Source organism: Butyrivibrio sp. CB08 (genome assembly GCF_003625485.1).
Lineage (GTDB): Bacteria > Bacillota > Clostridia > Lachnospirales > Lachnospiraceae > Butyrivibrio.
Genome location: NZ_RAIR01000005.1, coordinates 197,221 through 212,454, shown reverse-complemented (window position 1 = coordinate 212,454; position 15,234 = coordinate 197,221). Strand labels below are relative to the sequence as shown.

Annotated in this window: 24 protein-coding genes; all 24 read right to left on the bottom strand. The window is 38.9% G+C overall.

The window, feature by feature from the left end; all coding sequences use genetic code 11:
* Positions 1-48: 48 nt before the first annotated feature.
* The 24 genes from D6855_RS10810 to D6855_RS10690 all read right to left on the bottom strand — a co-directional run bounded on the left by D6855_RS10810 (position 49) and on the right by D6855_RS10690 (position 15,226).
* The gene (locus tag D6855_RS10810) at positions 49-1,137 is read right to left on the bottom strand and encodes an MFS transporter (protein WP_120740880.1); all 1,089 of its coding nucleotides are present in this window, start codon (positions 1,135-1,137) and stop codon (positions 49-51) included.
* Positions 1,138-1,372: 235 nt separating this feature from the next.
* Positions 1,373-1,825: a GNAT family N-acetyltransferase gene (locus D6855_RS10805; RefSeq protein WP_120740878.1), complete on the bottom strand. Its 453-nt coding sequence runs from the start codon at positions 1,823-1,825 to the stop codon at positions 1,373-1,375.
* A 12-nt stretch (positions 1,826-1,837) separates the two neighbouring features.
* Complete coding sequence (locus tag D6855_RS10800) at positions 1,838-2,839, bottom strand: alpha/beta fold hydrolase (protein ID WP_243111889.1); 1,002 nt, start codon at positions 2,837-2,839, stop codon at positions 1,838-1,840.
* Positions 2,840-2,931: 92 nt separating this feature from the next.
* Positions 2,932-3,288 (bottom strand): hypothetical protein, encoded by a 357-nt coding sequence (locus D6855_RS10795; protein ID WP_120740874.1) that lies wholly within the window; start codon positions 3,286-3,288, stop codon positions 2,932-2,934.
* Positions 3,289-3,341: 53 nt separating this feature from the next.
* On the bottom strand, positions 3,342-3,737 hold the full coding sequence (locus tag D6855_RS10790) for a hypothetical protein (RefSeq protein ID WP_120740872.1): 396 nt from the start codon (positions 3,735-3,737) through the stop codon (positions 3,342-3,344).
* Between the two features lie 137 nt (positions 3,738-3,874).
* The gene (locus D6855_RS17100) at positions 3,875-4,933 is read right to left on the bottom strand and encodes a DUF3795 domain-containing protein (protein WP_120740870.1); all 1,059 of its coding nucleotides are present in this window, start codon (positions 4,931-4,933) and stop codon (positions 3,875-3,877) included.
* A 103-nt stretch (positions 4,934-5,036) separates the two neighbouring features.
* Positions 5,037-5,837, bottom strand: coding sequence for an MBL fold metallo-hydrolase (locus D6855_RS10780; RefSeq protein ID WP_158589509.1), 801 nt, complete (start codon positions 5,835-5,837; stop codon positions 5,037-5,039).
* Between the two features lie 25 nt (positions 5,838-5,862).
* On the bottom strand, positions 5,863-6,081 hold the full coding sequence (locus D6855_RS17180) for a GNAT family N-acetyltransferase (protein WP_120740866.1): 219 nt from the start codon (positions 6,079-6,081) through the stop codon (positions 5,863-5,865).
* A gap of 12 nt (positions 6,082-6,093) precedes the next feature.
* A complete protein-coding gene (locus D6855_RS10770; protein WP_120740864.1) occupies positions 6,094-6,696 on the bottom strand; it encodes an SAP domain-containing protein in 603 nt (200 codons plus the stop codon).
* 6 nt (positions 6,697-6,702) lie between these two features.
* A complete protein-coding gene (locus D6855_RS10765) occupies positions 6,703-6,948 on the bottom strand; it encodes a DUF3781 domain-containing protein (protein WP_120740861.1) in 246 nt (81 codons plus the stop codon).
* A 27-nt stretch (positions 6,949-6,975) separates the two neighbouring features.
* Positions 6,976-7,836: an alpha/beta fold hydrolase gene (locus D6855_RS10760; protein WP_120740859.1), complete on the bottom strand. Its 861-nt coding sequence runs from the start codon at positions 7,834-7,836 to the stop codon at positions 6,976-6,978.
* A 60-nt stretch (positions 7,837-7,896) separates the two neighbouring features.
* On the bottom strand, positions 7,897-8,358 hold the full coding sequence (locus tag D6855_RS10755; RefSeq protein ID WP_120740857.1) for a GNAT family N-acetyltransferase: 462 nt from the start codon (positions 8,356-8,358) through the stop codon (positions 7,897-7,899).
* Positions 8,359-8,366: 8 nt separating this feature from the next.
* A complete protein-coding gene (locus tag D6855_RS10750; protein WP_120740855.1) occupies positions 8,367-8,747 on the bottom strand; it encodes a TIGR04076 family protein in 381 nt (126 codons plus the stop codon).
* 42 nt (positions 8,748-8,789) lie between these two features.
* On the bottom strand, positions 8,790-9,239 hold the full coding sequence (locus D6855_RS10745; protein WP_120740853.1) for a GNAT family N-acetyltransferase: 450 nt from the start codon (positions 9,237-9,239) through the stop codon (positions 8,790-8,792).
* Between the two features lie 42 nt (positions 9,240-9,281).
* Entirely contained in the window at positions 9,282-9,902 is a 621-nt protein-coding gene (locus D6855_RS10740; RefSeq protein WP_120740851.1) for a nucleotidyltransferase domain-containing protein, read from the bottom strand.
* Positions 9,903-9,930: 28 nt separating this feature from the next.
* On the bottom strand, positions 9,931-10,251 hold the full coding sequence (locus D6855_RS10735; protein ID WP_120740849.1) for a putative quinol monooxygenase: 321 nt from the start codon (positions 10,249-10,251) through the stop codon (positions 9,931-9,933).
* Between the two features lie 297 nt (positions 10,252-10,548).
* Positions 10,549-11,082, bottom strand: a complete 534-nt coding sequence (locus D6855_RS10725; protein ID WP_120740847.1) for a flavodoxin family protein — start codon at positions 11,080-11,082, stop codon at positions 10,549-10,551.
* A 45-nt stretch (positions 11,083-11,127) separates the two neighbouring features.
* Positions 11,128-11,547 (bottom strand): pyridoxamine 5'-phosphate oxidase family protein, encoded by a 420-nt coding sequence (locus tag D6855_RS10720; protein WP_120740845.1) that lies wholly within the window; start codon positions 11,545-11,547, stop codon positions 11,128-11,130.
* A 64-nt stretch (positions 11,548-11,611) separates the two neighbouring features.
* On the bottom strand, positions 11,612-12,073 hold the full coding sequence (locus D6855_RS10715) for a GNAT family N-acetyltransferase (RefSeq protein WP_120740843.1): 462 nt from the start codon (positions 12,071-12,073) through the stop codon (positions 11,612-11,614).
* Positions 12,074-12,180: 107 nt separating this feature from the next.
* The gene (locus D6855_RS10710) at positions 12,181-12,687 is read right to left on the bottom strand and encodes a GNAT family N-acetyltransferase (protein ID WP_120740841.1); all 507 of its coding nucleotides are present in this window, start codon (positions 12,685-12,687) and stop codon (positions 12,181-12,183) included.
* A gap of 163 nt (positions 12,688-12,850) precedes the next feature.
* Positions 12,851-13,684 (bottom strand): alpha/beta hydrolase, encoded by an 834-nt coding sequence (locus D6855_RS10705; protein WP_120740839.1) that lies wholly within the window; start codon positions 13,682-13,684, stop codon positions 12,851-12,853.
* Positions 13,685-13,735: 51 nt separating this feature from the next.
* The gene (locus D6855_RS10700) at positions 13,736-14,044 is read right to left on the bottom strand and encodes a hypothetical protein (RefSeq protein ID WP_120740837.1); all 309 of its coding nucleotides are present in this window, start codon (positions 14,042-14,044) and stop codon (positions 13,736-13,738) included.
* Between the two features lie 77 nt (positions 14,045-14,121).
* Positions 14,122-14,331 (bottom strand): aspartate dehydrogenase, encoded by a 210-nt coding sequence (locus D6855_RS10695; RefSeq protein ID WP_243111884.1) that lies wholly within the window; start codon positions 14,329-14,331, stop codon positions 14,122-14,124.
* Positions 14,332-14,548: 217 nt separating this feature from the next.
* A complete protein-coding gene (locus tag D6855_RS10690) occupies positions 14,549-15,226 on the bottom strand; it encodes a Fic family protein (protein ID WP_120740833.1) in 678 nt (225 codons plus the stop codon).
* Between the last annotated feature and the right edge of the window lie 8 nt (positions 15,227-15,234).

Here is a 15,234-nt window from a genome sequence, read left to right as displayed (position 1 = left end):
TAAAACCGGCCGAAATTACACTAATTTCAGCCGGTTCTGCACCGATTATTATGAGAATAATACTCCAAATATTGGTGACAATACGATCATTATCACTGAAAACGTAAATGAATTCACTGACATAAGCGTAGCTCTCTGATCTGAAGGGATCATTGTATTGAGCAGTATATCAGACCTTACCTGAATGAAATTGTCAGCGAAGGCTCCAACAAAGCCTCCGATTATCATGACATAATAATTGCCTGTAAACACTGAAGCAAAGGCAAGAGTCACTCCAATTGCACTCATTACTGCAATCCTTCGATATCTCTTTTCCGGAAAAATCTCCGTTACCTTAGCGCCAACAGCCGCTCCCATTCCCATGATGAAAAGAGCTGGACCCAGCCACAATTTGTTCATTCCGACCTCAGGAAGCTTAGCCTGCAAAAAGAACAAGATCAAAATATCCACTGCTCCAATCAACGCATTGAAGATGATTATGAGCCTGGCTTTTCTGTTTCCTTTGATAAATGCCGCACTTTGGCAGACTACCTGTTTAAAACGCGCAGATACTGAGTTGTCGCCCTGCAACTTGGTGTGTACGTCAGTAAGCGAAAGAGCTATCACAACTGTAATGGCACCCACTATCGCATCCACCATATGGGCTTTTTTATATCCCAGCAAAAGAGCTACTCCTGCCAGAAGTGTTCCAGCAGAACTGAATATCTGATATATCATCATATCATTAGCCGCGAAGCTGTCATACTCATTTTCTATCCCTGCAGCCTTAAGGCTGTCGTAGGCAAGCGCTTCTCTTGTTCCGGAAGCCAGATTGTAGCTGAGCGCGTTTACTGCTATAGCAATTGCTATCGTGAAGAAATCCGTGGACAGGATCATCAAAATAGAAGAGATAATGACCATGACCCTGCTTGCAACCATAGTCTTTCGTCTCCCAAATACATCAGCGATTACACCTGATGGTATTTCAAAAGTCATACTGGTTATGTGAAAAATGCTCTCAAGAAGTCCAATCTCAATGATGCTGAATCCTCTCGCGGCAAGTAGTGCCACCCAGGCTGCTCCTGCAATGGCAAGTCCAGATACTGCATCTATTCCCAGCAGTTTATTAGTCTGTTTTCTAGCTGTTTTCTTTTCCATAAAAAAATCTCCTTAATCTTTGCATTTGTATAATGAATAAGGAGATAATGCCTCGTATATTTTTGTATGATCACCGACACATCTGTCGATTTTCACCTAAAAAAGAGCGCACTATCCCCGTAAACAGCTAATACATTACCCTTCATCAGATGAATGTTGCTTGTTTTCCAGGTCATTTATGTGCTCCTTTCTTGTGTTTTCTTTAGTCTATCTATCAATATGTATTATATTTAAATCATCTATGGATGTAAAGCCTTGTAGGCTCTGGCTCTCCGTCTCCCTGTGCCATGCAGAAGAACTCCCATCCATATCTTTCGTAAAATCCAACATGATCTGTAACCAGATAGATTGGAGTAATACCCTTGGACTTCATATCATCCACTACCATGTTAAGCAGCTTTCCAGAAATGCCCTGGCAGCGATAATCTTCCTCGGTGTAAACCGCGCAAACATTGGGAGTAAGGTCCTTCCTGTCATGGAAATCATTTTCTATAACTCCAAGACCTCCAACAATTTTCTCTCCATCAAGGCACACATACCAGCCAAATTCTGTTTCACCAGCAATATATGCGTCAATGCATTCCTGATATGCTTCAGTTGGTACTCCCCATTTTTCATGGAACCAGTTAGCTGCTACTTCCCTCAGTTCCTGCTTTTCTCTCAAATTAACATAATTATATTCACTCATACAGTTTCTCTTCTATCTGACTATCATTTTCAGAATTTCTCTTGTTTTCTCTCCATCTTCATAGATTGGGCTATGAGCGCATCCTTCATAGAGAAAGAACTCTTTTCCCGGAGCTATAACGAACTCATAATACTCTTTCTGCAAAGAGGTGCAGCACGTCATATCTTTTTCTCCAGCAAAGAAATAGATTGGTATGTCTATGCTTGGAACCGATTCAAAAGCATTAAACAGCCTGGATTCATTATGTACCGCAAACTTTCCGGAAGCTGCCTTACCTCTCCATATATTGATACGCTCAATAGGAGTATAAGCTTTGATCCGTAGGCTTGGAAAGAATAATCCCGTTATAACATTGTCCATATCCGACGTCGTCCCTACTCCCAGGGCATGCATGGCCTTGTCGCGAAGGCCTGAATTAGTATATCTTCTGTAATCTTCTTCCGACTCCAGTATGTTATATTCATCAAACTTGGCCACCATGGAACTGTTGCCCTGCTCTTTATAGCAGTCTCGCATGTAATCATAAGCCAATAATTCCGATTTATGCTGATCACAGTTCTGAGACATTGCTAGATATGCGATATAGTGCTCTGGATACCTATCCACTGTATTGAGAGCAATATAAGTTCCAAATGAATGCCCCATGATATAGATCTTATCCTGGCCAAATCTCTCCTTAAGATAGCTTGTCACCAGCACGGTATCATCGATAAACCTGTCTGTCGTCATGGCATCGGGATTAGTACTGCTATCAAATGACAGTCCAGTTCCCCTATAGTCAAAATAGCATACCGTGAAATACTCCGGCAAAACTGAAGGATACAAGCTCTCCATGAGATACTGCGGAATTCCCGGACCACCTCCGCACACAAGAAGCACCGGATTATCTGTGTTATCAGACAGTAATGTCAGACCTATCTGAGCACCATCAGCTTCCAAAAATGTCTTTTCGCTTAATAGGTGCCCATTTGGAAGTTTACCAAGACTTGGAGGAAGTACTATCAATACTGCCAACAGTATTAAAACCAATAAAACTGTTATCCATAGAATTTTATTGTTCATAACAATTTGTCACATGTGTTCCTTCACACATTGCCCTAAAAGAGTCATTTCTTCACTACATATCGTCCAACTAAAATGCAGCCGCATAAAAACCACAAGTAGAAGTACCAAAGCAATAACGTTATAGCAGGGTATGCTATGCCAGCTATCTTCATTACTATTGCCACAATAATCAAGACCATTGAAAATATGTGCACAGGATACCACTTTTCTTTCCTATCCACTATGAGATGTAGAATAGTAGTCGGCATAAAAGAGTAATCCATGCATATCACAAAAATACCTACTATGTCATACCACTTTAATGTCATACCTTCGTAAAAGACTCCACCTATAGCGATCGTAGTAAATACAAATACTGCGATGTCCATTACTCTAACTATTCTCTTTAGTACATTCATGATTGACTCTCCCTCAAGATATTCCTACTGAATATTTCAATTGTTGCTATATACTAGAAAACTATTATAACGCTTCCTACGGTCTTTTCAGGTGCAAAGTACATTTTTACGCGATCACCGACTTTTAAGTGGTGAACTTCCTGCTCAGACTTCTTGATGCTTGCATCAGCGATCGTAATTGTCATATATTCGTTGTTATCAATGGTCTTGTTGTACCACAGCATGCGAACATCTGTCTTGGAGCCTTTATCGACTACCTTAGCTACAATGGCATCCTGCGTCCAGGCATTCTTCTCAACGTACTCAACTTCCGTAGCCTTTAAGAATTCCTTCTGCTCTTCAGTGAGCTTCGACACCATTTCGTCTCTCTCTTTTGAATCTTTCTTTGCGATCATGGCCACCACAACCACAGCTACAGCAATAATAAGTCCGATTACTACATACATCATTTTTTCTCTCCTCATTTTCTTTTATTTTTCCCATAAAAATACAATAATTCAGCTTATCTGCATTTAATATATAGCAAAAAACAGAACCGACTGAAATTACACTGATTTCAGCAAGTTCTGCACGGATTTGTTTTGATTTAGTATCTATTCTCTTCCAGAATCTTTAATCCCTCATTAAGATCAAACCCAAGTATTTCCTGAATCTTCTGAAAATCATACTTCTCATGCAGATTATCAAGAGCAGCTGCCAATTCCTTCTTACCATGCTTTCGAATAAACATTGCCATTGCTTTCACAGCATTTGTATCATTTCCACCTGAATAAAATCCGGTAAGACAGCCTGCCAAACTATCACAATCATAGCAACCGTCGAGACCTTTTTCCTCACAACATGCAGCATTTGGACATACACGATCAGGACTGCAGGTTGCGTAGGAGCAGGTATTATAGGATGTCCTGCAGCCGCCGCACCATTCTTTAAGGAAACAATGATTACAGGAAAGACCGCAGAACGCTATGAAATCTACGCCTTTTCTTGCTTTCCGGCAAAGCTCGTTCTTAATCCGGCACATTGCTTCGATATGCATGATCCAGTGTCTGGAAAATGGCATTTGGATAAGTCCTTTTACATCTTTTCCGCACCAATAATCGATCAGCCAGAGGGCATCTTCATCTTTACTGACCGAGCCGCTTTCGATAAGTCTTTCCCTGTCATCATCTGTAAATTTTTTTCTCAGGTCTTTGTATTGCAGATTCTTCAGCAGCTCATTTGTTGAATCCATCACAGATCTGCAATAATCATACAATGCTCTCACATCAAGTGCTGCGGAAAACTCTGCGATCCCCTCCCCCTTTAACTCATTACCGGTAGTGATGATCGGACTGTTTATCTCGCGGTTCCAATCCTCTGAATAAAGAACCTGACTGTCCTGACAGATCAGTGTATGCGCCACAATATCTTCAATCCGGAATATATGCCACAGAGAATAACCGAGGGTTTTGCTGTGATACCCCTTCGCTTTGGCAAAAGGCATCTGGAAAAATGCTTCTTTCGGATATGTATTCACTATTGATGTTATCTGACCAAAAAGATCCTCCCTAAGTTCAAGAAGAAGGGCAATGCCCTCATCAAAGCTCTCTTTCTTTCCGATCAGAGACTGCATTCTCCTGTTTTTTTCCGACCATTCCTTATTCATGTCTCACCCTCCACGATCAATGCCCTGGCATCTACATTATCCACCCGTTCATGCATGATATGCCTGTACTCTTCAGAAGCAAAACAAGCATCCCATACTTCCCCTATCGTAAACAATTTATGGTCCTGCAAAAAAGCGGATTAGTCTTCAGCATCTGCATATTCAGCCTGTCACATACCTGGGATGTCAAGGTTTCCAAATCTGTCCCATCGTCCAACTCCAAAACTGTGTTTTTAAGCATATCTATAATCTCCACTGCATCAGCAAGCCTGCTCTTCATCATCTCGCGGTCATAGGTCCGATCCCAGGCAGGATAATAGGTTTCAATGCCTTCCAGTGTCTCCAGGATATTCATCGTTTTCCTTATTTCCTGTTCATCAATGAAGATAGGTATATCACCCTTTACCGGAACAGCGTCTCCTATGAAAAGACAGTCTCCCACAAGATATGACACTTCATCACATGAATGTCCCGCCGTCCGAATGACTTTGATCACCGCGCCGCCTTCCAGCCGAATCTCATCGCCGTCCTTAACCACAAAATCAACTTTTGATGATTTTCCTGCGAGATTATAGAAATTCGGAATGGGTCTTTCCTTGAATTGCAGATCGATATCCTCAATCCAAAGCCTTTCACCTTCGCTGGCATAAATCTTACATCCTGAATGTTCCCGGAACCACGCCGCCGATCCGATATGATCAGGATGCGCATGCGTAAGAAATACTCCCTTAATCTCAGAAGTATTCCTTCCAATCGAATCCAGATAATCCATTATCTTAGTCTCAGAGCCGTAAACACCCGAATCAATAAGGTAAAGTGACTCTGCTTCAAGAATATAAACATAGACAAACCTTTTAATCTGTTCAGTTACATTAAAATCAATCTTTATCTGATGAACCTTCATTTCGATCATCCTTCCTTAAACAAATCTAATTCCGGTATTTTTTCATAGTACAAAAAATCTGTAACGCCGGTGTTTTCGGCACATCAAGGCGAAGCGCCTTTTTCCCATTCCTGACTGCAATCTTCATCGCTTCCTCAAGAATCTTGATCCCCAGTGATCTTCCCTGATATGAAGGAGAAACCGCAAGCAGATGAACTGTTGCTACCTGAATCGGCGTAAACCAAATCCCGATTTGCTTAACCATTTATATAAAAAGTTATAATCTATCCCGGTATTTCTCAAGCAATTCTCTCGAGTATATCTTCTCCACATCTGAATCCCTGACTATTTTCCATAGCGTGGCAGCTGCCTTTAGACGCTCTCCAAACTCCTTTGTTGCATCGTCCGCGCAGAAATCCTTCACAAACTTATTCCATTGAAGCACTGACTTATCATACCTCGCATAGATCTTCTTTCCGTAATATACATCCAGTAAGTCACCCAGCGTGAACGATTCATCTTCTCTTTCCTTCACCGCCTTAACTGTTGCTACCATATCAACATTGAATTTGAAATGTTTTTCTCCTGTTTGTTCTGAAAAGAATTTCCTAAACTGATTGCCGAAAGTAAAATCGCACGCTATAAGTCCGGTATCAAGTGTAAGCTCATCAGTTAACGGCTTCTTTTTCTTTATCCGCTTCTTTTCCGGCAAGATTCTTTCTCCTGCGAAATATGCTTCAATTACTTTGTTCAGCTCTATCTTTCCGCTCGGTGCTTTCAGCCCGTGTTCCCTGCATATTTTGATCAGTTCATCACGATACCAATAGTATTTACTGAATTCTTCGTAATCCTGAATACTGTTGAAATCTGGTCTTTCCATAGGCTATTATTTCTTTTCCTTATGTGCAGTTATTATCGTGTAACTGCTTGCATTTACTGTGATAACACTATCATCAATCACCACATACCAGTTTTTTCCATTCCTTTCAATTCGGGCATTCTTATCAAGAATTCTTTCTCGGCACCATTCAACAACATCAATAGTTCCGAGACCAAGGTTCTTCTTTATACGTTCAACTCCCATCTCCGTGGTATGAACCCTACCGATATTCTCAATTAAAGCATTTTTCATACTTGTCATCCTCATATCTTTTAAAAGTTATTTTAAAAACTCAACAATCATTTTCTTTTCATTATCCGTCAGAAAATGCATATGCCCTCGATCTTGCAGAAGATAGGTCTGACAATTCGGGATAATCTTTTTTGCTCTTTCGATTACTTTAGGTCCAGGGAAAAGACAGTCTTTTTCAGCTCCCATAACCAGAGCAGGTGCATCACATTTTTTCATCCTGTCTTCATCTACATTGCTCGGCATAGCTGTCTTAACTTTCATATAGTCTATGCTAAGTTTTGCAGTCTGAAGAATGTCATCAGTAATATTGTCTTCTGTGATCGCCATTGGCATAAAGCATTTCTTAAACCACTTTTCTTTACCTGTAATCCAATACATGATCATGGGTATCATCATGCTGGAATTATTGATTGCAGGAGCATTATTGATGCCTGAAGGAATATACATCACAGCCTTCTTTACCTTCTTTGGAACCTCGCACATTGTCTTTGCAATGATGCCACCTCCGAAAGATCCTCCGAACAGACTGATACTATCAAATCCAAGTGCATCAATCACTTCCCCTGTCCATTTACCATATGCGTATCCGCTTGCCGGCAGACTGACCTCGTCGCTTTTCCCCGGATGTCCAATTATATCAACTGCATATATATGAAAATCATCAAAAAGGAAATCACAACATAGCAGATTATATGCCGTAGTTGCATTACCACCATGAAAAACAAGCAACGGTTCTCCATCGTGCTTTCCTGTCTCTATCAGATGTGTGCTTCCAAACGAGGTTTGAACATAGACATCCTTCCATGGTACAGACAATCTGGAAAGTTGACTGTCATACAGTTCAATTATTTTATTTTTTCCTTCTTCACTTCTGTAAATCGACTTCATTTTCAAAACATCCGTAGCATGTTATATAAAAATATTATGTACCAAGCCATCAGACCAAAGTTATTTTAAAGACATCACATAGATCTGACAGGGATTTGCTTCATCCCAAAGGAGCGGAAATACCTCGAACTCTTTGAAACCACAGCTTGTGTAAAAGAGATTCGTTCTGTCATAATCCTCATATATTCCCATCTTCACAGTCTTGACCTGCATGAACTCATATCCTTGTAATCTGGCAGTTTCTATTGCCTTTTCTACCAGCCGCCTGCCAACACCGCTCCTGTGATGCTCCATTAAAACACCCATAACAGCCAGTTCAACTGTAGACTTCCCTGTTTCTTTTAAACAGAGGAATCCTATAGGTCCCTCCGTTCCCTTAGCTGCAAAGAATGTCCAACCGGCACTTCCGGAAATGTATTCTTCCCTGCTCTCTTCTATACCAAACCAGTCAGTAAGAGCCTCAAGTATTTCTCTTGCAATAGCCTGCTTTTCATTAGAATCCGTAATCTCAACAATCAACATTCTCTCTCCTATTCACCACTTTGTATCTGTGTTTCGTCTGGATAATCCCAGAAACCGCCTGTATGGAAGTTTTCATTACCCAAAGGTTTTGCAGTCAGTTTGAAGATCACACATCCATCCGGGCACACAACCGTTTTAGAGTATTCCCCATCGCCACCTACTTTTCTAAGATTACCGCCGCTTCTTACAGCTTCCATCAAGGGATACAACATCATCATTGTCTTTGAACAGATCCCATAACCGTCCTTATTAACTGGACATCCGTAGGTACATTTATATACATCACCTATTTCTTCACCATTACGACAATACCTTTCTGTATGATCTCCATGCAAAAAGCCCGTTACTTCTACGGTAAATTCATATTCTTCGTCATACCACTTTTTCATATTCCCCCCTATTATTGGTCAGTTATATTCAAATTTAATGCACTATTCCTTTTCCATATAGACAAATATGAGTTCATCTGTAATCTTTTCTTCTTTGAACTTCTTATATCCCATCTTCTCATAAAGCCTAATATTATCTATGCTTCTTGTGCTCGTAAAGAGTTCAAAACGCTTATTTGGATAATACCTTTCTATCTCGCAAAGAAGTTTTTTACCATATCCTTTTTTCTGTTCGTCCGGATGTACCATAAGCTTACCGATATATACTGTATTCTCATTAGACTTAGAGCGTACTGAGCCTATGATGTTTCCTTTATCATCGACCATCTTCAGAATTATTCCTTTTTTGAATTCTGCCTCAAGTTCGGATAGCGTCTCTTTAAGCGGAGGTATGTCTTTACTTCCAAACAGAGCTGCCTCACTCTGATACGCCAGGTACTGAAGATCTAAAATCTCCTGAAGATCAGTATTATCGGCCCTCATAATATTCATATAGGTTATTTCCTTTCGTATATAAAACTGCAATATAATTATTTATTTTAAAGCCTTAAGCACTCCAATCCACTGTGCAAGATTATCTTGATTCATTTCTTTTAATGCACACAAGTATATATCGAATGTTTCTGAATCATTATTCTGCATATATTTGAGAGCCTTCTTTGGACCGTGATAATACAAATGCTTTATATCAAAATATATTTCCAAACTATCCATAAGTAGCCAGTGCCACCTGTAATAGCCTTCAGCATCTTCTCTGACAGTTCTGGCTAGCATCTTTTCGCACCATGCAACCTCCTGTATTATATCTTCATCAGATTTTGCCGGTGTTTGATCTATATAATCATTTACTCTATCTATCAGTTTTTTCGCTAATCCTCTCTGATCCTGAATTATGATGCCATCAAATACCTGCAGAAATTCATCCGGATCATATCCAGAAGAAAACTTATTTTCTGGATATACCCAAACGTCCAATACAGTATCTGCAACAACGGATGAATCATGCTTTTCAACATCTGTGGTAATTACTAACGCATCAAAGTCACTGTTCTCATTAGCACTTCCATCTGCAAAAGAACCATATTTAATAATAGCTATAGGATTGTAAGATTCTTTTAAATACTTTACTATTTCTTCTTCCTTGATTGAAATCATACTTCATGCTCCTTTATTCTGAAAGTTATTATTTCCTTAAGTACTTCTCATCCGATTCATATTCTTCGCTAACAAATCGTTCCACTGCCATGTGAAGATCATACTTATCGCGAAGCTCGGCAAGTTGCTTCATCATCGATGATGCATGATGAACATCTATAGCCTCCTGATCTAACCACGAATCAATGAGCAATACAGTCTCGGGGTCCTTGAGAGGTTGAAAGTATTCATACCTCAGATTTCCTTCTTCTGCTCGAATAGCATCAGCGATACCTGATGATTCCATTTCATCCACAAATGCACGTGCATTTCCGTTTATTCCCTTATAGTAAAGGTTTACTGTTATCATAAGATCTCCTTAGTAAGTTATCCTGAAATGAAGAACTTGCAAATCCGTAAAATGACTTGTGATTGCGGTCTTACAATTAGCCGTGACCAGAACGCTGCTATCAATATCCTAAACGAAGGATTACGCCTACTTGTTGAAGTAGCATAAAAACCAAATATAAGTAGGGATGGAATAGCCCGAACTTATACGCCTGTGGACATTGTGTAAGTCATTGAGTTACGTAATATCGTAGCCAACGCGGTAGTGGTTGAAGCAGGAAGCTCCGACTTCAAATGCGAAGCATTAAGTCGGAGTAGTTCACATTGTTTCTCCAAGTCTATATGCTTTATCTAAATCTTCTTCGGTTACTTCACCTTTATCTTTTGCTCCTCTTACCAAAACCGTTCCGGCATCTTCAAGATGAAAGAATGATAAAATCAACTTGTATTGTGACAATATAGCATCGAACAATTCAGGCAAATTTGCCGCTCCAACCAAAATCAAAGCAGTTCTTTTAATCGGAAACTGATTTCTTTTTGGAGTATGAAGCCTGTCTATTACTGCTTTAAGCTGTGAACTGATTCCATAAAAATATACCGGCGATGCAATAACAAGAATATCTGTAACAGCTAATTTGTCATAGATTAATGACATATCATCATTCTGAAAACAATCATTCTTTTCCCTGGTAAAACATGTATTACATCCAATGCAAGGATTTATTTTATAATCATGAATTGAAACTATCTCAACCTCATGATTTATTTTTGCCCCGTTTGCGAAAGAAGAAACTAACAGATCCGTATTTCCGTTTTTTCTTGGGCTTCCTGATAAGATTAAGACGTTACTCATTTTTCTTCCTCCGTGTAATATAATCTTGATAAACTCCGATTTATATCACTCTATCGTAAAACTCTCAGTTTCCAAATCACAATAGTATCTACCATTTTCTGCCGTAAATCTCAAAACACAGTAGTCCGGATCTGTAACACCGCCCTTGTAAAACATCGTATCTCCTTTTCGCCATATCATATCTTTGGTATCCTGATCGGTTAATACTTCCATTTTTCCTTTCAGCATAACTCCCGTGTATTTAATCAAGCCTTTGTGATAGAAATAAATACAAGCGTTCGGATTATTAATATACTGCTTTACTCTCATGGAAGAAGTATTCGTCGAAAGATAAAACCGGTGAAGTCCTTCCATCTTTCTTGGTTTTAACATTGCCTTTACATTGGGAAAACCTTCTTCGTCAACTGAACAAATAAACGCAACTTTTTGTTTTCTTATAAAACTCTCTATTTTATTTAAATCCATATTTGTTCCCGTATCCTAAAATTTGTATTGCCTCATCCCGAAAAATGGGAATTTGTATTATTGTTTAAAGATAGATTTCTATAGTTTTCATTTTTTCAGCGAAACCAGCTCTTTCATAGAACTCCATGCCACGCATATTTTGTGGGAAAACTTGAGTCCTCATGAAATCAGCGCCTTTATCTTTTCCATAATTCTTACATGCATCAATAAGTTTTGATCCTATCCCCTTACTGCGCATTTCTTCTGCGACATCAATATCTTGCAAATAAAGAACCCTTTCATCTTTCAAGCAAGGAACCTTTTTTTGTTCAAGAATCATAACATGAGCAAATCCAATAATATTTCCGTCTTCTTCCGCTACAATAATGTCTTTATTATCACTGTCGAAAATAGTATTAAAGAATTCTTCATCACGATTTCCAATAACAAAATGCTCTGGTTGAAATTTAACAGCATCTTTTTCCAATTCAAAATATAATGGCTGTAATCCCTTAATATCTTTTTTATTTGCTAATCGAAGAATCACTTTTCACTCCTATTAACTGTAAGATAATTGTTTTATCAAATTGCGATTTGTCATACTCATTTATATTCAAAGATAACGCACTAACACATTATCCAGGCAAACGGGAATCACTCTCTTACCAGTGCATACATTTTCATATCAATGATATTGCCACATTTTATAGCATTGCACTTTAATGTCCCTTCATATTGGAATCCCGCCTTTTCCAATGCTTTACATGAAGCTATATTATGCGCAAATGGTTCAGCAAATATACGAATAATATCTGTATTCCCAAGTACATACTCACAGACCTGTTTTATAGCATTAGTCATATAGCCATTCCCCCAGTATGGCTCACCTATATAATATCCCATTTCAGCGGTCCTGCTATGAATATTATCCTTCCGAAATACTCCAATGCTTCCAATTACCTTATCATCAAGTGTTATAGCAAACGCAAATGTACTGTCCGGGTCAGCCGATAGCATCATCCGGATAAAATCCTCTGCATCATCTTCTGTGTACGGATATGGCAGTCCATCCCTAAGGTTATTCAAAACCTTTAGATTATTTAGGTTTATTGCGAGATCTGACTTGTCTTCGATTCTCCATTTTCTTATAGAAAGATTCATTTCTTCTACTTTGCTCCTTTATTTTGATTATTCTGAAAGATAAAGATTTCTACAAACTTGAATTTATTATCCTAAAACATCAAAAGCATCCATAATATCTGATGTATCAATATTAGATACAATAAATATCGGAACAGGGCTTTTCTATTTTCCACCTTTCCCGTTACAGTTCTTCAATCCATGTAAAGAATTTGTCTAATCCCTTGTTTTCTTCCCTTGTTTCCAAAAACAACCCGGCAGTATACCACGAATGAGTATTCTTCTTGTCTTCTACACTGTATAATTCGCAGGTATTGCCTAATTCTCGGGCACGTAATGCAAAATCCTCAGCGCACTCATATTGGATGAGGCCATCATGCTTGCTCTGAATAAGCAGCATAGGTATATTGTTTTTGGACATTAACGAAACCGGTTCTGCATCTTTTCTGCTATATTCCTTTTCAAACAACTGACCAAGCAACAGCTTGATAGTTTTGGATTGATCGCTTCTAAAACTATAAGGACCTCCGAACCCTATAAATCCAATTATTGAGGATATGTCTACGTCATACTCTTCCTGTACTTTCTTGCTATAGCACATTATTGATGTCAGATGAGCTCCGGCTGAAGGTCCGACAACAATTATTTGTGAAGTATCTATACATTTTTCTTTCAGGAATTCTATCGTCTTGTTATAGCAGGAACATACATCCTCAATCTGGATGGGATACTTATGCTTTGGCGAGAGCCTGTAACCTGCAGATATAATCCTGTATCCAGCTTTTGAAATATGCTGTCCTACATAATCAAAGAATTTAGGATTCCCTGCGTTCCATCCTCCGCCATGAACCCAGTATATGATCTTATTGCTTATGGCATTATCAGGTTCATAATACAGAAAATACTGCTCCTTATCCGAACCAAAACATACTCTCTCAGGGGATGTGTATTTCTTTGCTGAAAAGAGTCGCTTATATATTCCAAAATAACTGAAACTCTCACGCAAATAATCGTTCATATTTCTTCTTCCTGCCAATTTCTCATAGTACGTTATATTAAAAATATAGTGCTAGAACATACCGATAAAAACACATAATAATACAATGATTCCGATTACGGAAAGAGCAAGTAATAATCCATATAAAATTATCAGAACCAAGCTGAATCTGTCTTTATACTTAACTCTTGCTATAATCGCAAGAGCCCAAGCTGCAATATAAGATGCAATATCAAGCGGTATCATCACACCGTAGGCATCAGCTGTTGCTCCCGAAATGTCCCCGCTCATAAATCTTCCCACGATCAAAAAAATAACTATTGGTGCCAAAAACATACAAATCAATGAAATGACGCATAATTTAGTTCCTTTATTTCCCACAACGACCTCCTGTAAACTGCAAGATACTCCTACAAATCATGATAGTAAGGACAGATATTTTTATAGTGTCTATTCTTTTAGTATTCCTTTTTTATCTCTGTTATTTTGTACGTTTTTTTAAACTTCTCTAGATCCTTAGCATCTCTTATTAACATTACCTCAGTGAAATGGCCATCTTCTTTACTTTTAAATCCTGCTACTTGCTCTCCAGTGCAGATACTGCACTTAATTACAGCTATCTGTTTTTCCGGATCAAAAGATATTTTTGGCATCCTTAACTTACTCATTGCTAATCCCCCCATACAAATTCCATAAAGTCTTTTTCTTGCTTCATCTAACGCCTCACTGTTTACCGTTAATTACAATCATACTATACCATAGAAAAATAAGAGGCCACTCTCACACGCACGAGAAATGGCCTCTTTTACACTTATTTTGTTTTAACAAGCCGTGAGCAAGAAATCTTGTTCTTTGGTACATCAAGTGAAATTTTTGAAATCACTATCAGTACTGAATTTCCAACATATCCATAAGTCTTTTAAATGTATCCTGCCCGTCCAAGCAGATATCAGTAAGCCAGCCCTTTTCATTTCTCCATTCGGAGAGGCCTCTGTAATAGTAATTTTTCTTCGCATCCCCGATGATAAAAGGTATCACACCATGCCGCAGGCACTCCTTTAGTGCTACAAGGCGTCCGACTCTGCCGTTTCCATTCTGAAATGGATGTATATACTCAAACTCGGCATGCAAAGCTATGATATCCTCTACTGTGACATTTTCTTTGGTGTTGTACTCTTTAAGCAAATCCATCATGTGCTTATGGACATCCGATGGTTTGGATGTTTCCCGACCACCTACTACATTCGCACGTTTTTTATAATCACCAACAGCAAACCATCCAAGCGTTGAATCCTTCGTATCATGCTTTAAGATAAAATGCAGCTGTTTGATAATATCCTCGGTCAGTTCATCCTCCGCAATATCTATTACATAATCGATTGCTCGAAAATGATGTACTGTTTCCAACACATCATCTACAGGAATGCCGTCACCCACATCAAGGGTGTTTGTCTCAAAAATCATCCTTGTCTGATCCTCAGATAGTTTACTTCCCTCAATATGATTGGAATTATATGTCATCCTGACCTGTAGCTCGTGATATAGTCCTCCCGGAAGTTTCATCTCTTTCC

Excerpts from the sequence above, each read along its gene's own strand:
- D6855_RS10810 (WP_120740880.1), bottom strand. The coding sequence starts at position 1,137 with ATGGAAAAGAAAACAGCTAGAAAACAGACTAATAAACTGCTGGGAATA.
- D6855_RS10805 (WP_120740878.1), bottom strand. The coding sequence starts at position 1,825 with ATGAGTGAATATAATTATGTTAATTTGAGAGAAAAGCAGGAACTGAGG.
- D6855_RS10795 (WP_120740874.1), bottom strand. The coding sequence starts at position 3,288 with ATGAATGTACTAAAGAGAATAGTTAGAGTAATGGACATCGCAGTATTT.
- D6855_RS10790 (WP_120740872.1), bottom strand. The coding sequence starts at position 3,737 with ATGATGTATGTAGTAATCGGACTTATTATTGCTGTAGCTGTGGTTGTG.
- D6855_RS17100 (WP_120740870.1), bottom strand. The coding sequence starts at position 4,933 with ATGAATAAGGAATGGTCGGAAAAAAACAGGAGAATGCAGTCTCTGATC.
- D6855_RS10780 (WP_158589509.1), bottom strand. The coding sequence starts at position 5,837 with ATGAAGGTTCATCAGATAAAGATTGATTTTAATGTAACTGAACAGATT.
- D6855_RS17180 (WP_120740866.1), bottom strand. The coding sequence starts at position 6,081 with ATGGTTAAGCAAATCGGGATTTGGTTTACGCCGATTCAGGTAGCAACA.
- D6855_RS10770 (WP_120740864.1), bottom strand. The coding sequence starts at position 6,696 with ATGGAAAGACCAGATTTCAACAGTATTCAGGATTACGAAGAATTCAGT.
- D6855_RS10765 (WP_120740861.1), bottom strand. The coding sequence starts at position 6,948 with ATGAAAAATGCTTTAATTGAGAATATCGGTAGGGTTCATACCACGGAG.
- D6855_RS10760 (WP_120740859.1), bottom strand. The coding sequence starts at position 7,836 with ATGAAGTCGATTTACAGAAGTGAAGAAGGAAAAAATAAAATAATTGAA.
- D6855_RS10755 (WP_120740857.1), bottom strand. The coding sequence starts at position 8,358 with ATGTTGATTGTTGAGATTACGGATTCTAATGAAAAGCAGGCTATTGCA.
- D6855_RS10750 (WP_120740855.1), bottom strand. The coding sequence starts at position 8,747 with ATGAAAAAGTGGTATGACGAAGAATATGAATTTACCGTAGAAGTAACG.
- D6855_RS10745 (WP_120740853.1), bottom strand. The coding sequence starts at position 9,239 with ATGAATATTATGAGGGCCGATAATACTGATCTTCAGGAGATTTTAGAT.
- D6855_RS10740 (WP_120740851.1), bottom strand. The coding sequence starts at position 9,902 with ATGATTTCAATCAAGGAAGAAGAAATAGTAAAGTATTTAAAAGAATCT.
- D6855_RS10735 (WP_120740849.1), bottom strand. The coding sequence starts at position 10,251 with ATGATAACAGTAAACCTTTACTATAAGGGAATAAACGGAAATGCACGT.
- D6855_RS10725 (WP_120740847.1), bottom strand. The coding sequence starts at position 11,082 with ATGAGTAACGTCTTAATCTTATCAGGAAGCCCAAGAAAAAACGGAAAT.
- D6855_RS10720 (WP_120740845.1), bottom strand. The coding sequence starts at position 11,547 with ATGGATTTAAATAAAATAGAGAGTTTTATAAGAAAACAAAAAGTTGCG.
- D6855_RS10710 (WP_120740841.1), bottom strand. The coding sequence starts at position 12,687 with ATGAATCTTTCTATAAGAAAATGGAGAATCGAAGACAAGTCAGATCTC.
- D6855_RS10705 (WP_120740839.1), bottom strand. The coding sequence starts at position 13,684 with ATGAACGATTATTTGCGTGAGAGTTTCAGTTATTTTGGAATATATAAG.
- D6855_RS10695 (WP_243111884.1), bottom strand. The coding sequence starts at position 14,331 with ATGAGTAAGTTAAGGATGCCAAAAATATCTTTTGATCCGGAAAAACAG.
- D6855_RS10690 (WP_120740833.1), bottom strand. The coding sequence starts at position 15,226 with ATGAAACTTCCGGGAGGACTATATCACGAGCTACAGGTCAGGATGACA.